This is a genomic window from Chryseobacterium sp. L12 (assembly GCF_056133985.1).
Genome location: NZ_JBVYOF010000012.1, coordinates 215088 through 228457, shown reverse-complemented (window position 1 = coordinate 228457; position 13370 = coordinate 215088). Strand labels below are relative to the sequence as shown.

Sequence of the window (13370 nt, the reverse complement as noted above, 5' to 3'; positions counted from 1 at the left end):
CCTTCAGTTTTCTGGAGGTTTTTTTTGTAGCTGTACACATCATCTTAATGACTCTTTGTGTTTTCAAATCAAGTCGATTTCATATATTTGCTCATTATTCAACTTATGGAGGCAACACAAGATAAAAGGCTTTTTCTCATTGATGCGTATGCAATGATTTTCAGAGGATATTATGCATTGATTAGAAGTCCAAGAATTACCAGTACAGGAATTGATACATCAGCAATCTTCGGGTTTACTAATTCTTTGATAGAATTAATAAGAAGAGAAAGACCTACGCATTTGGCAGTAGTTTTTGATGTTGGTGAAGCAAGTGTACGTACGAATGATTACGTTGAATATAAAGCCAACAGAAGTGAAACACCGGAAGCCATAACAATTGCTCTTCCTTATATTAAAAGAATTTTGGAAGCCATGCATATTCCGCATTTGGGAGTTACAGGCTACGAAGCAGATGACGTTATAGGAACGATTGCCTGCAAAGCCGAAAAAGAAGGTTATACAACTTTTATGGTAACGCCTGACAAAGATTTTGCCCAGTTGGTTACGGATAAAATTAAGATTTATAAACCCGGTTTAAAAGGAGGTGATATAGAAATTTTAGGCGTTGATGAAGTGAAAGCTAAATACGAAATTGAAGATCCGAAACAGGTCATTGATTTCTTAGCCATGATGGGAGATGCTGTTGATAATATTCCCGGATTGGAAGGCGTTGGCGAAAAAACCGCAATGAAATTTCTCAAAGAATTTGGAAGTATTGAAAATCTTTTAGCTAATACACACCAGCTTAAAGGTAAATTGAAAGAGAAAGTAGAAGCATCTGCTGAACGTGGAATTTTATCTAAAAAACTAGCTACTATTATCTGTGATGCCCCAATTGAATTTCATCAGCAACAGTATGACTTAGAAACTCCTGATTTTGAAAAAGTAAAAGAAGTTTTTGATGAAATAGAGTTCAGAAGACTATATGAAAATCTGTACCGTGCTTTTGCTCCGGCTGAAACCAATACTGCAAAATCGGAAGGAAATAATGAAAAAGAGAAGCAGACTCCACAGCAGAAAGTTGCCGCAAATGTTGGTCAGTTAGATCTTTTTGCTACCTATGAAGAACTTGATCAGGCAACTTCAACGAAATCAACTATTGAGGATAACGATCATCTATACCAGTTTATAAACAATCCGAAAGCGCAGAAAATATTAGTTCAGAATTTGTTGCTCCAAAAAGCGGTATGTTTTGATACAGAAACTACTTCACTCAACGAAATGGAGGCCGAATTAGTAGGAATGAGCTTCTCATATAAAAAAGGTTTGGCTTATTATGTCCCGCTTTCTGAAGATCAGGGTGAGGTTTTGCAGACTTTGGAAATTTTCAGACCGTTTTTCGAGAAAGAAGATGTAGTCAAAATTGCTCATAACCTAAAATATGATTATAAAATTCTTCAGCAATACAACATTACCGTAAAAGGAGCAATGTTTGATACGATGATTGCCCATTATCTTCTCAATCCGGACGGAAGACACGGAATGGACTATCTTTCTGAGGTTTATCTTGGATATAAACCGGTTTCAATTGAGACGATTATCGGAAAGAAAGGAAAGAAGCAGGGTAATTTCAGAGATGCTGATCTTAGAACACAGACTGATTACGCAGCAGAAGATGCTGATGTAACTTTTCAGTTGTATGAATTGTTTGCACCGCAGCTTAAGAAAGAAAACCTTGAAGATTTATTCTTCAAAATAGAAATGCCGCTGATGGAAGTTCTGGCTAAAATGGAATTGGCTGGAATTTCTCTTGACGAAAAGTGGCTGGCTCAGGAAAGTATTGATCTGGAGAATGATTTAAGACAGCTGGAATCAAAAATTTTTGAAATTTCGGGCGAAGAATTTAATATGAATTCTCCAAGACAGTTGGGAGAGATTTTGTTTGAAAAAATGCAGCTTGATCCTAAAGCAAAGAAAACAAAAACCGGTCAATATGCAACTTCTGAAGACATATTGCAGAAACTGGCTTCAAAACATGAAATCATTCAGCATATTTTAGAATATAGAACATACCAAAAGTTGAAATCTACCTATGTAGATGCATTGCCGTCACAGATTGACAAAGATGATAACCGCGTTCATACCAACTTTTCACAGACAACGGCTGCAACAGGTCGTCTGGCGAGTGTGAATCCGAATTTACAGAATATTCCGATTCGTACTTTAAGAGGACAGCAGATTCGTGGCGCATTTGTTTCCGGTGAAGGAAAGAAAATCATTTCAGCCGATTATTCTCAGATTGAACTTCGCTTAATTGCTGAAATTTCTGGTGAAGATAATATGATTAAGGCTTTTCAGAACGGAGAAGATATTCACGCTTCTACAGCAGCAAAATTATTCAAAATTCCGTTGGAAGAAGTGTCTAAAACGCAGAGAAGTCAGGCAAAAACGGTCAACTTCGGAATTATTTACGGGCAGGGTGCTTTTGCTTTAGCCGAGCAGACCGGACTTTCAAGAACGGAAGCAAAGCAGATGATCGAAGCTTATTTTGAAACCTATCCGAAACTGAAAGCGTATATGTCTGAACAGGTCGCTAAAGCACGTGAACTGGGATATGTGGAGACCATTTTAGGCAGAAAACGTCATTTGAAAGATATTAATTCCGGAAATTTTGTGGTAAGAGGTCATGCTGAACGAAATGCTGTTAATGCTCCGGTTCAGGGAAGTGCGGCAGATATAGTAAAAATGGCAATGATTAGAATAGATAAACAACTTGAAGCGCAGAATCTTCAAACCAAAATGCTGCTTCAGGTACACGACGAATTATTGTTTGAATCTCCTGTTGAAGAAGTAGAAACTGCTACACAGCTTATCAAAAAAGAAATGGAATCGGCTATTGAAACAAAGGTTCCGCTATTGGTTGAAGTGGGTGTAGGAGACAACTGGCTGGAAGCACATTAAAACTAGTTCAAAAATTTGGAGATTTGATGTAAATCCAATTGTATTAAATATACAAAAATCATATACAGCAAAAGTCATGGAACGCTAAGTGAAAATCTATGTTTGTTTTTATTAAATAACACAAGTTTTTCAGTTCCGCATAAAAACACTAATTTAAGACCTTAAAATTTTATACTTAAAATGATAGATAAAAGAGTAAAAAATGCCAAAGAAGCCATCGAAGGAATTAAGGATGGGATGACTTTAATGTTGGGCGGTTTCGGTCTTTGCGGAATCCCGGAAAATTCAATCAATGCTTTGGTAGAAAGTGATGTAAAAGATCTTACCTGTATTTCAAACAATGCCGGAGTAGATGATTTCGGATTGGGATTATTGTTACAGAAAAAGCAGATCAAAAAAATGATTTCTTCGTATGTTGGAGAAAATGCTGAATTTGAACGACAGATGCTTTCCGGCGAATTGGAAGTTGAATTAACACCACAGGGAACACTTGCCGAAAAATGCAGAGCTGCACAGGCAGGAATCCCAGCTTTTTATACACCTGCAGGTTTCGGAACCGAAGTAGCAGAAGGAAAAGAGGTGAAAGATTTCAAAGGAAAACCACATATTTTGGAACATGCATTTGAGGCAGATTATTCTATCGTGAAAGCATGGAAAGGAGATCATGCAGGAAATCTTATTTTTAAAGGATCCGCAAGAAATTTTAATCATCCAATGGCAGGAGCGGGGAAAATTACCATTGCTGAAGTAGAAGAATTGGTTGCTCCCGGAGAATTAGATCCCAATCAGATTCATATTCCGGGAATTATGGTTCAAAGAATCTTTCAGGGGGAAAAGTTTGAAAAAAGAATCGAACAGCGAACTGTGAGAAAAAAGATATAAAAATTATCTACAAAAAGGGATAATTATCTTTTGGGACCTCTGCTGAGTGGAACGCCTTCGCGAACTTGTAAAAAGGGTGATATTTAAAAAAGATCTTTGCGCCTTTTGCGTTTAAAAAAAAGATGGTAGTCAATTTTCAAGTTGCTACATCAACAAATTTTCAAATTAAAACATATGTTAAGTAAAGAAGATATAGCAAAACGTATTTCCAGAGAAGTAAAAGACGGATATTACGTTAATTTAGGAATCGGAATTCCAACTTTAGTTGCCAATTATGTCCCTGAAAATCTCAATGTAGAATTTCAGAGTGAAAATGGCGTTTTGGGAATGGGACCTTTCCCTTTTGAAGGAGAAGAAGATGCAGATGTTATCAATGCCGGAAAACAGACCATTACCATTTTAGATGGCGGTTCATTTTTCGATTCGGCTTTCAGTTTTGGGATGATCAGAAGTCAGAAAGTTGATCTTACGATTCTCGGAGCCATGGAAGTTTCAGAAAACGGAGACATCGCCAATTGGAAAATCCCCGGAAAAATGGTAAAAGGAATGGGTGGTGCGATGGATTTGGTAGCTTCTGCAGAAAACATTATCGTTGCGATGATGCATGTGAATAAAGCAGGAGAAAGCAAAATTCTTAAGAAATGTACACTTCCTTTAACGGGCGTGAACTGTGTAAAAAGAGTAGTAACTGAATTAGCAGTTTTGGATGTAACACCTGCAGGTTTCAAGCTTATTGAAAGAGCTCCCGGAGTTTCCGTAGAACACATCATCAAATCTACAGAAGCCGATTTACTCATTGAAGGAGAAATCCCTGAAATGCAGTTCTAATAAAGCAAAAACCTTGTCAGTCGACAAGGTTTTTTATTTGTAGTCTATTGACATTAGGAAAAAGGAACGTTAATAAAATTAAAAATTAATCCGTTAAAAAATTTCCACTGTTTGAAGCGCGGCATAAACTTTTAATTAAAAAATATATCTCGAATCCGCGCAAGTTTTGGAAATTTTAGGATTAAATTTTAATTTTTAGTGGAATTTTCCAAGTCTTAAACTTTTGTTTCTTTTGTTTCAAGACAAAAGAAAAATTAAAATAAACTTGAATTCGTTTTGTTCTGCTAATAAAAACTAAAAACTTATTTCCCATCCTGCGCTCCAAAAACTTTCTGCAAAACACTTGTAGTTCTCATTGCAGGTGTATTTCTGATACCGCTTTCTTTTTCGGCAACCATTTTAAAAACACCGTTGATGGTTTCGTTGGTTACATATTCATTAAGATCTGTAGAAACAGCTTGTCCGGTTAAAGTATTATACTTTGAAATTAAATTTGTCCATACTTTATCAGCGCCAACTTTTCCTAAAGAAGCCTTTACTTTTGGCTGAAAAGCAGTGAATAATTGATTTTGAGTTTTTGTCTGAAGATAGCTGGTTGCTGCGTTATTACTTCCTAATAAAATATTTTTTGCATCCGTAATCGTCATTGAAGTAATTGCCTTAGTGAAAATAGGAGCAGCTTCAACTACAGCATCTTCTGCAGCTCTGTTCAGCAATTTTACACCTTGATCGGCTAAACTTCCCAACCCGAGTGCACGAAGTTTGGTGTCAATAACTCTTAATTTTTCAGGCATTAAAATTTTTACGGCTTCATTTTTTAAGAAACCATCAGTTACGCCCAATTTTTTTACACCTTCTGTAACTCCGAGAGACAAAGCTTCCTTCAAACCAGATGAAATTTGAGTTGATGTAAGACCCCCAAGATTAATGGGAGAATTTTTAGCTGGAGTGGCAGCCGTTGTAGTAGTAGAAGTAGTAGTTGTCGTTTTAATAGGTTTATTGAGATCAACTCCTGTTTGATTTTTAACGGTGGATTTTATAGCATCAAAAATTTGTGCGTTTGCAGAAACTGAAAATAGAAGTCCGCCAACCAATAGAAATGTTTTTCTCATCGTTTATTTTTTGCAAAATTAGATGTTTTGTTTCTTAATAAGTTAAATCATTCATTAAATTTTTCAGAAAAGAATTATATTCGCTAAACTCAAATCATTTCGGAATGAAGCGTTTTTTACTTCTATTTTCAATAATACTTTCGGGAATATTCTTTTCCCAGACTAAACTCAATCTGATTCCTTATCCTCAGAAAATTGAGTTTCAGGAAGGTGAATTTATTATTCCCAGGAATTTCATACTAGATGAAAATTTACCAAAACAGGAAACAGAATATTTCAAAAAGCAAGCAGATAAGAAACTGAAATTCATATATGGTAAAAAAGATGAAGCGGTTCAATTGATATATTCTCCATTTCCACCTATATTGAGTCATTCACCTTCGAGTAGAATTCCGCCAAAAGAAAGATATACAATTCATATTTCTTCAAAACGTATTACGATTAATTCATATACAGAACAGGGATATTTTTTAGCACTTCAAACATTACTTCAGTTGTTTGAGCAATATAAAGATTCAGGGAAAATTTCTGCCGTGAAAATTCAAGACGAGCCAAAATTTGCTTGGCGAGGAATGCATTTAGACGTTTCCCGTCATTTTTTTACAGTTGAAGAAGTAAAACAATATCTTGATTATCTCGCCATGTATAAAATGAATACTTTTCATTGGCATTTAACAGACGATCAGGGGTGGCGAATTGAAATTAAAAAATATCCAAAACTTACTCAGGTTGGCTCAAAACGTAAAGAATCAATGATCGGAGCTTATGTTGATGATACTTTTGACGGAAAACCATATGGACCCTATTTTTATACTCAGGAACAGATTAAAGAAGTTGTAAAATATGCCAAAGAACGTCATATTACGGTTGTCCCGGAAATTGAAATGCCGGGTCATGCTTTGGCTGCTTTGTCGGCTTATCCTGAATTGGCTTGTACAAAAGGACTTTTTGAACCGGCTACAAAATGGGGAGTATTTGATGATGTTTTTTGTCCGAAAGATGAAACTTTTACATTTTTAGAAAATGTTTTGGATGAGGTAATGACTCTTTTTCCATCGCAATATATCCACATAGGTGGTGACGAATGCCCTAAAACAAGATGGAAAGAATGTACTCATTGTCAGGAATTAATTAGAAAAAATAATCTGAAAGATGAACATGGTCTGCAAAGTTATTTTATCCAAAGAATTGAAAAGTATGTCAATTCAAAAGGCAGAAAAATCATCGGTTGGGATGAGATTTTAGAAGGCGGTTTAGCTCCCAATGCAGCAGTAATGAGCTGGACGGGTGTAAATGGTGGAATTGAAGCAGCAAAAACCAATCATTTTGCGGTAATGACTCCCGGTTCTTATTGTTATTTCGATCATTATCAGGGAGATCCTGCAACGGAGCCAAATGCTTTCGGAGGATTTACGCCATTGGATAAAGTCTATTCTTACCATCCTATTCCGACTGAATTAAATGCAGATCAGGCAAAGTATATTTTGGGAGTTCAGGCTAATTTGTGGACGGAATATATTCTGGATTTCAGGCAGGTTCAGTACATGATTTTTCCTAGATTAATGGCACTTTCGGAGGTTGCCTGGGGAACTTCAGATCCAAAAAAATATAAAGAATTTGAAAACAGAGTGGTAGAGCATTTTAAAGTTTTAGATAAAATGGATGTCAACTATGCGAAAAGCATTTACAACATTTCAGGAAAAGTGACTGCTGCAAGTAAAGGTATTGTCTACGAACTTTTCACTTCACAAAACCCAAACGGAATAAGATATACGTTGGATGAAACAGATCCAGATGCAAGCTCTCAGGTTTATGAAAACCCGATTCCTATTTCAAAATCATTAACGGTGAAATCAGCGTATTTTGAGAATGGAAAATTAAAATCAGCAATTTCTTCACAATCGTTTTCTGTTTCCAAAACAACAGGAAAAAGTATTGTTTTGGAAGAGCAGCCGAGTGAAAATTATTCGTTTGGAGGTGCATTTACTTTAGTTGACGGAATTATTGGAAATCAAAGACAATTGGGAAAAACATGGTTAGGTTTTCAGGGTAAAGATGTTGTAGCAACAATAGATTTCGGACAAAAAACTCAGTTTTCAGAAGTTTATTTCAATACTTTAGACAACAAGGGAAGCTGGATTCATTTAGCAAAATCTGCGCAGATTTTTATTTCTGATGACGGAACAGATTTCAAAATGATTAAGGAAATCGGAAAAGAAGAAATTCTTTCTTTAAAAGGAAAAATAAAATTAAATGTGGGAAATCAAAATTCTAAATATCTTAAAATTAAAATAGAAAACGCAGGAATTATCCCTGCCGGAAATCCCGGAGCAGATTCAAAAGCATGGCTTTTTGTAGATGAAATCGGAGCAAACTAAATAATTCAATGTTCAATGTTGAATGTTCAAAGTTGTTTGAGGCATTAACATTGAACTAAAAACTTTAAACCTTAAACAAAAATGTCTTCACGCAGAAAATTTATAAAAAATACAGCATTCATGTCTTCAGCATTATTGTTAAATCCTCTGGATTTGATTGCGAAAAATATACCTGAAGATAGTAAGCCGGTAAATAAACCTATTGTACTTTCAACCTGGAATTTTGGTTTAAAAGCCAACGAAGAAGCTTGGGAGATTTTAAAAAAAGGCGGAAGAGCTTTGGATGCAGTGGAGAAAGGTGTGCGTTTGGTTGAAAATGATTCTGCAGAAAGGAGCGTTGGTTACGGAGGTCGTCCCGACAGAGACGGAAGAGTAACTTTGGATGCATGTATAATGGATGAAAACTACAATATCGGTTCGGTTGCAGCTTTAGAAAATATTAAAAATCCGATTTCTGTGGCAAGAGCCGTGATGGAAAAAACGCCTCACGTGATGCTTGTCGGTGATGGAGCATTGCAGTTTGCAGTTTCTCAAGGTTTTAAAAAAGAAAACATTCTTACTGCAGAATCTGAAAAAGAGTGGAAAGAATGGCTGAAAGACAGTAAATATCAACCGATTGTCAATATTGAAAATCATGATACAATAGGAATGATTGCTTTGGATGCACAGGGAAATCTTTCCGGCGCATGTACAACCAGCGGAATGGCTTTCAAAATGCACGGAAGAGTAGGAGATTCTCCCATTATTGGTGCAGGTTTGTTTGTTGATAATGAGGTAGGTGCAGCGACGGCGACAGGTCATGGCGAAGAAGTCATCAGAACGGTGGGAACTCATTTGGTGGTTGAATTGATGCGACAAGGCAGAAATCCGCAACAGGCTTGTAAAGAGGCAGTTGGAAGAATTGTGAAAATTACTCAAAAAAGAAACAAAAACTTAAAAGATATTCAGGTTGGTTTTATTGCCATCAATAAAAAAGGAGAATATGGTTCATATTGTATTCAGGATGGGTTCAATTTTGCGGTTTACGACCAAAAAGGAAACCGTCTGGAAAAACCTGAATTTGCTTTGAAATAGAGTAGAAAATAATTGAATTTTTAAACCATTAAGTTCTTTAGTTTGTAAGTTTGATTAAGGATTATCTAAAGATATTGCTTAAGCCAGCTGCTAAACTCAGATTTATCTAAGTCTTAAAAATTCTTATAATCTAATTTAACTTAATGTTTAAATTTATAAATAAATAACCATAATAGATGTTCTTAGAAATTGCCACATTCGATATTACTTCTGCTGAAATTGCCCTGAATTCTATTGCCGACAGAATTGAATTTTGTGCAGACATCAGTTTAGGAGGAATTACTCCGAATATTGAAGAATTCAAATATTTAAAAGAGAAATACCTTACACCGATTCATGTGATGATTCGTCCTGTTGGTGGAAATTTTTTGTACAGTAATCAGGAATTTCTGCAGATGCAAAATGATATTCTGGCTTTTTCAAAAGCCAATGCCGATGGTTTTGTATTCGGAATTTTAGATGAAAATCACGAAGTTGATATGGAGAAAAATAAAATTCTTGTTGATCTTGCGAACGGCAAACCCTGTGTTTTTCACAGAGCAATAGACAGAACCAAAAATATTTTTGAGTCAACAGAAAAAATCATTGAATTGGGTTTTAAAGAAATTCTTACTTCAGGCGGAAAAAATTCTGCTGCTGAAGGAAAAGAAAATTTAAAAAAACTGATTGAAGATTATTCGCATGACATTAGAATATTAATCGGAGGTGGTGTCCGTTCCGGTAATATTTCCGAGCTGAAAAATATAACGAAAGGAAATTATTTCCATTCTTCAGCGGTTCTGCCTTATGAAAGTTTTGCGAATGCAGAAGAGATTAAAAATCTCAAGTTTAATTTTTAAGAATTGATTTTAAACGCAAAGTCTTATGTAAACATTTAAAGCTTAAGGAGCAAAGAATAATCAATAAATTGATTTAAGCGCATGTATATTCAAGCTTAAGCAACTTGTTTGCTATTCTTTGCATCTTAAAATGTTAAATAAAAAAAATGATCTTTGCGTTACAAAGTAGCATTTAAACGCAAAGTTTAATAAAAACATTCAAAACTTAAGGAGCAAAGAATAATCAATAAATTGATTTAAGCGCATGTATATTCAAGCTTAAGCAACTTGTTTGCTATGCTTTGCTTCTGAAAATAATCATAATGAAATAAACTTTGCGGTTATTAAAAATAGCATTAATTAAACACGCTTAGCTTAATCTTAGGTAAATATTAAGCACAAACACAAACACAAATGACAGAAAACGAATTATCCTATAAAATTATTGGTGCAGCACTAGAAGTACATAAAACAATTGGAGTTGGTTTATTAGAAAATGCTTATGAGATTGCTTTAGCATATGAATTGAAAAAACTAGGGCTAAAAGTTGAAAATCAAATTTTATTGCCTTTGAAATATAAAGAAGTATCCATTGATAATGCTTACAGAATAGATTTAATTGTTGAAAATAAAGTAATTATTGAAATAAAATCAGTTTTAGATATTCATCCAATATTTTATTCTCAGGTTTTGACTTATTTAAAGCTGACCAATATCAGACTTGGGCTTCTAATTAATTTTAATACACCTTTAATCAAAGACGGAATACATAGAATTGTAAATAAATTATAATGAAAAAAACTCTATTTTTTCTTTTTTGTCTTATTCAAAATATAATATTAGCTCAATCTTATGAGCGGAATTTATCTTCTGAAAAATGGCAGTTTAAAAATGGAAAAGATCAAAAATGGTTTACTGCAACAATTCCGGGAACTGTTCACTTGGATTTGATGAATAATAAGATCATTCCTGATCCCTTTAAAGATGAAAACGAGAAAAAAGTTCAGTGGATTGAAAGTGAAGATTGGGATTATCAGACTACATTTAAAGTTTCATCTAAAGAATTGGAGAATCAGAATATTGAGTTGGTTTTTAATGGTTTAGATACGTTTTCGGATATTTATTTAAATGGAAAATTGCTGCAATCAACGGATAATATGTTCAGAAAATGGACAATTCCTGTGAAGCAGAATTTAAAAATTGGAGATAATTTATTGCAAATCAAATTCAAATCTGCGGTAAACGTTGGAAAAGATTTAGCACAAAAAGTTCCTTTCACCACACCAGAATCTCCGAGGAGTTTTGTACGGAAAGCGCAATATCAGTTTGGCTGGGATTGGGGACCGAGATTGGTTACTGCCGGAATCTGGAAAGATGTGAAGTTGAATTTCTGGAATAATGCTAAACTTCAAAATATAAAAATTGAGCAGAAAAATATATCAAAAGAAGTTGCAAATTTAGTCTTCTATACCGAAGTTTTTGTTGAAAAAGAAGGGCAATACAATGTGAGTGTTGATAATAATTTCAAAGATTTTAATTTAAAAAAAGGAAAAAACTCAATAGAAATTCCACTTGATATTAAATATCCAAAATTATGGCAACCTAATGGATTTGGATCGGCTTATTCTTATCAATTTGCAGTTTCTATATTTAAAAATGATATAATTCTTGATCAAAAACTTGTTGAAACAGGTCTGCGAACGGTAGAGTTAATTCAGGAAAAAGACGAAAAAGGAAAATCATTTTATTTTAAAGTTAATGGAAATCCTCTTTATGCAAAAGGAGTGAATTGGATTCCCGGTGACAGCTTTTCGCCCAGAATGACAAAGGAAAAGTACCATAAACTAATCAAAGACTGTAAAGAAGCCAATATGAATATGATTCGTGTTTGGGGTGGTGGAATTTACGAAGATGATGAATTTTATAAAGCCTGCGACCAAAACGGAATTCTTGTGTGGCAGGATTTTATGTTTGCGGGAAGTTTTTATCCGGCTGATGAAAATTTTCAGAAAAATGTAGAAGTGGAAGTCAAAGATCAGATCGAAAGATTACAAAATCATCCTTCTCTGGCTTTATGGTGCGGAAATAACGAAATTGATGAAGCCATTGTCAATTGGGGATATCAGAAGCAATTTAAATATTCAAAAGAAGATTCTTTAAAGGTTTGGAAGGATTATAAAACCATTTTTCATGAAGTGATCCCGAATGCAATAAAAAAATATGCTACCGCAGATAAACAAATGTATTGGGAAAGTTCGCCTTCAATCGGATGGGGACACAAAGAAAGTCTTACAGAAGGTGATTCCCATTATTGGGGAGTTTGGTGGGGCGAAGAAACTTTTGAAATTTATAACGAAAAAGTTCCAAGGTTTGCTTCTGAATACGGTTTTCAGGGAATGCCGACTTTGGAGACCACAAAATCTATGTTTTCTGGGAAACCAGATTTAAGTTTAGAAAATTCAACCATAAAAGCTCATGAAAAACATTCCAGAGGTTGGGAAATTATTCAGAAATATATGGAAAGGGATTATAAAGTTCCGACTGATTTTGTAAAATACAATTACGTTTCTCAATTGCTTCAGGCTCGTGGAATGCAGATTGCCATTGAAGCACACCGCCGTGCAAAACCTTACAATATGGGAACTTTATATTGGCAGCTGAATGATTGTTGGCCAGTTGTTTCGTGGTCGTCCATAGATTATTTGGGAAATTGGAAGGCACTGCATTATCAGGTGAAGAGAAGTTTTGAAAATCAGGTAATTCTGACGGAAGAAAAAGACGGAATTCTGAATTTTTATGGAATTAATGATGGTTTGGAAAACTTTGAAGATGTACAATTGGAATTTGAAGTGAACAATTTTAAAGGTGAAAATTTTCTTACCCAGGTTTCCAACCAGAAACAAAAATTAGGTCAGATAGTGAAGTTTGATTCCTCATCGCTTGTTGAACTGACAGGTGATTCAGATAAAAACGAATTATACTTAAATTTAATTCTCAGAGAAAAAGATGAAAAAATCATAGCCGAAAGCAATTATTTCTTCTCAAAACCAAAAGATTTAAAACTCACAAAACCCAATATTCAAATTAAAAAAATATCATCAACAGAAATCGAAATTTCAACTGACGCTCTGGCAAAAGATGTTTATTTAATGGGAGAAACTCATTTTAGTGATAATTTCTTTGATCTGTTGCCAAAAACTTCCAGAAGAATCAAATTATCTGAACCATCAAAAAATATTGAAGTGATGAGTTTGTGGGATACGATTTCTGAATAAAAAAGACCGATCCCATAAAGACCGGCCAATTTCAAAATTATTTATCTACCTCTACATATT

At 34.6% G+C, this 13370-nt stretch carries 9 protein-coding genes; 8 read left to right on the top strand and 1 reads right to left on the bottom strand.

Annotation, left to right across the window (positions count from 1 at the left end; all coding sequences use genetic code 11):
- Positions 1-105 precede the first annotated feature (105 nt).
- From polA to AC0NBN_RS07760, 3 genes are all read left to right on the top strand, one after another.
- A complete protein-coding gene (gene polA, locus AC0NBN_RS07770) occupies positions 106-2943 on the top strand; it encodes a DNA polymerase I (RefSeq protein WP_160812740.1) in 2838 nt (945 codons plus the stop codon).
- 180 nt (positions 2944-3123) lie between these two features.
- Positions 3124-3825 (top strand): CoA transferase subunit A, encoded by a 702-nt coding sequence (locus AC0NBN_RS07765; RefSeq protein WP_160812741.1) that lies wholly within the window; start codon positions 3124-3126, stop codon positions 3823-3825.
- Between the two features lie 174 nt (positions 3826-3999).
- A complete protein-coding gene (locus AC0NBN_RS07760; RefSeq protein WP_160812742.1) occupies positions 4000-4653 on the top strand; it encodes a CoA transferase subunit B in 654 nt (217 codons plus the stop codon).
- A 302-nt stretch (positions 4654-4955) separates the two neighbouring features.
- Here AC0NBN_RS07760 and AC0NBN_RS07755 read toward each other — a convergent pair whose 3' ends face one another.
- Complete coding sequence (locus AC0NBN_RS07755; protein WP_160812743.1) at positions 4956-5765, bottom strand: DUF4197 domain-containing protein; 810 nt, start codon at positions 5763-5765, stop codon at positions 4956-4958.
- Positions 5766-5869: 104 nt separating this feature from the next.
- Here AC0NBN_RS07755 and AC0NBN_RS07750 point away from each other — a divergent pair, with 104 nt between their 5' ends.
- The 5 genes from AC0NBN_RS07750 (at position 5870) to AC0NBN_RS07730 (ending at position 13310) form a co-directional block, all read left to right on the top strand.
- Positions 5870-8143, top strand: coding sequence for a family 20 glycosylhydrolase (locus AC0NBN_RS07750; RefSeq protein ID WP_160812744.1), 2274 nt, complete (start codon positions 5870-5872; stop codon positions 8141-8143).
- Between the two features lie 81 nt (positions 8144-8224).
- Entirely contained in the window at positions 8225-9217 is a 993-nt protein-coding gene (locus AC0NBN_RS07745; protein ID WP_160812745.1) for a glycosylasparaginase, read from the top strand.
- 176 nt (positions 9218-9393) lie between these two features.
- On the top strand, positions 9394-10056 hold the full coding sequence (locus tag AC0NBN_RS07740) for a copper homeostasis protein CutC (protein WP_160812746.1): 663 nt from the start codon (positions 9394-9396) through the stop codon (positions 10054-10056).
- Between the two features lie 393 nt (positions 10057-10449).
- The gene (locus AC0NBN_RS07735; protein WP_160812747.1) at positions 10450-10827 is read left to right on the top strand and encodes a GxxExxY protein; all 378 of its coding nucleotides are present in this window, start codon (positions 10450-10452) and stop codon (positions 10825-10827) included.
- Positions 10827-13310 (top strand): glycosyl hydrolase 2 galactose-binding domain-containing protein, encoded by a 2484-nt coding sequence (locus AC0NBN_RS07730; RefSeq protein WP_160812748.1) that lies wholly within the window; start codon positions 10827-10829, stop codon positions 13308-13310. Before AC0NBN_RS07735 ends, AC0NBN_RS07730 begins: the two co-directional genes overlap by 1 nt.
- Positions 13311-13370 lie beyond the last annotated feature (60 nt).

Coding starts and splice junctions, on each gene's coding strand:
- polA (WP_160812740.1), top strand. CDS start 106: ATGGAGGCAACACAAGATAAAAGGCTTTTTCTCATTGATGCGTATGCA.
- AC0NBN_RS07750 (WP_160812744.1), top strand. CDS start 5,870: ATGAAGCGTTTTTTACTTCTATTTTCAATAATACTTTCGGGAATATTC.
- AC0NBN_RS07765 (WP_160812741.1), top strand. CDS start 3,124: ATGATAGATAAAAGAGTAAAAAATGCCAAAGAAGCCATCGAAGGAATT.
- AC0NBN_RS07730 (WP_160812748.1), top strand. CDS start 10,827: ATGAAAAAAACTCTATTTTTTCTTTTTTGTCTTATTCAAAATATAATA.
- AC0NBN_RS07740 (WP_160812746.1), top strand. CDS start 9,394: ATGTTCTTAGAAATTGCCACATTCGATATTACTTCTGCTGAAATTGCC.
- AC0NBN_RS07755 (WP_160812743.1), bottom strand. CDS start 5,765: ATGAGAAAAACATTTCTATTGGTTGGCGGACTTCTATTTTCAGTTTCT.
- AC0NBN_RS07745 (WP_160812745.1), top strand. CDS start 8,225: ATGTCTTCACGCAGAAAATTTATAAAAAATACAGCATTCATGTCTTCA.
- AC0NBN_RS07735 (WP_160812747.1), top strand. CDS start 10,450: ATGACAGAAAACGAATTATCCTATAAAATTATTGGTGCAGCACTAGAA.
- AC0NBN_RS07760 (WP_160812742.1), top strand. CDS start 4,000: ATGTTAAGTAAAGAAGATATAGCAAAACGTATTTCCAGAGAAGTAAAA.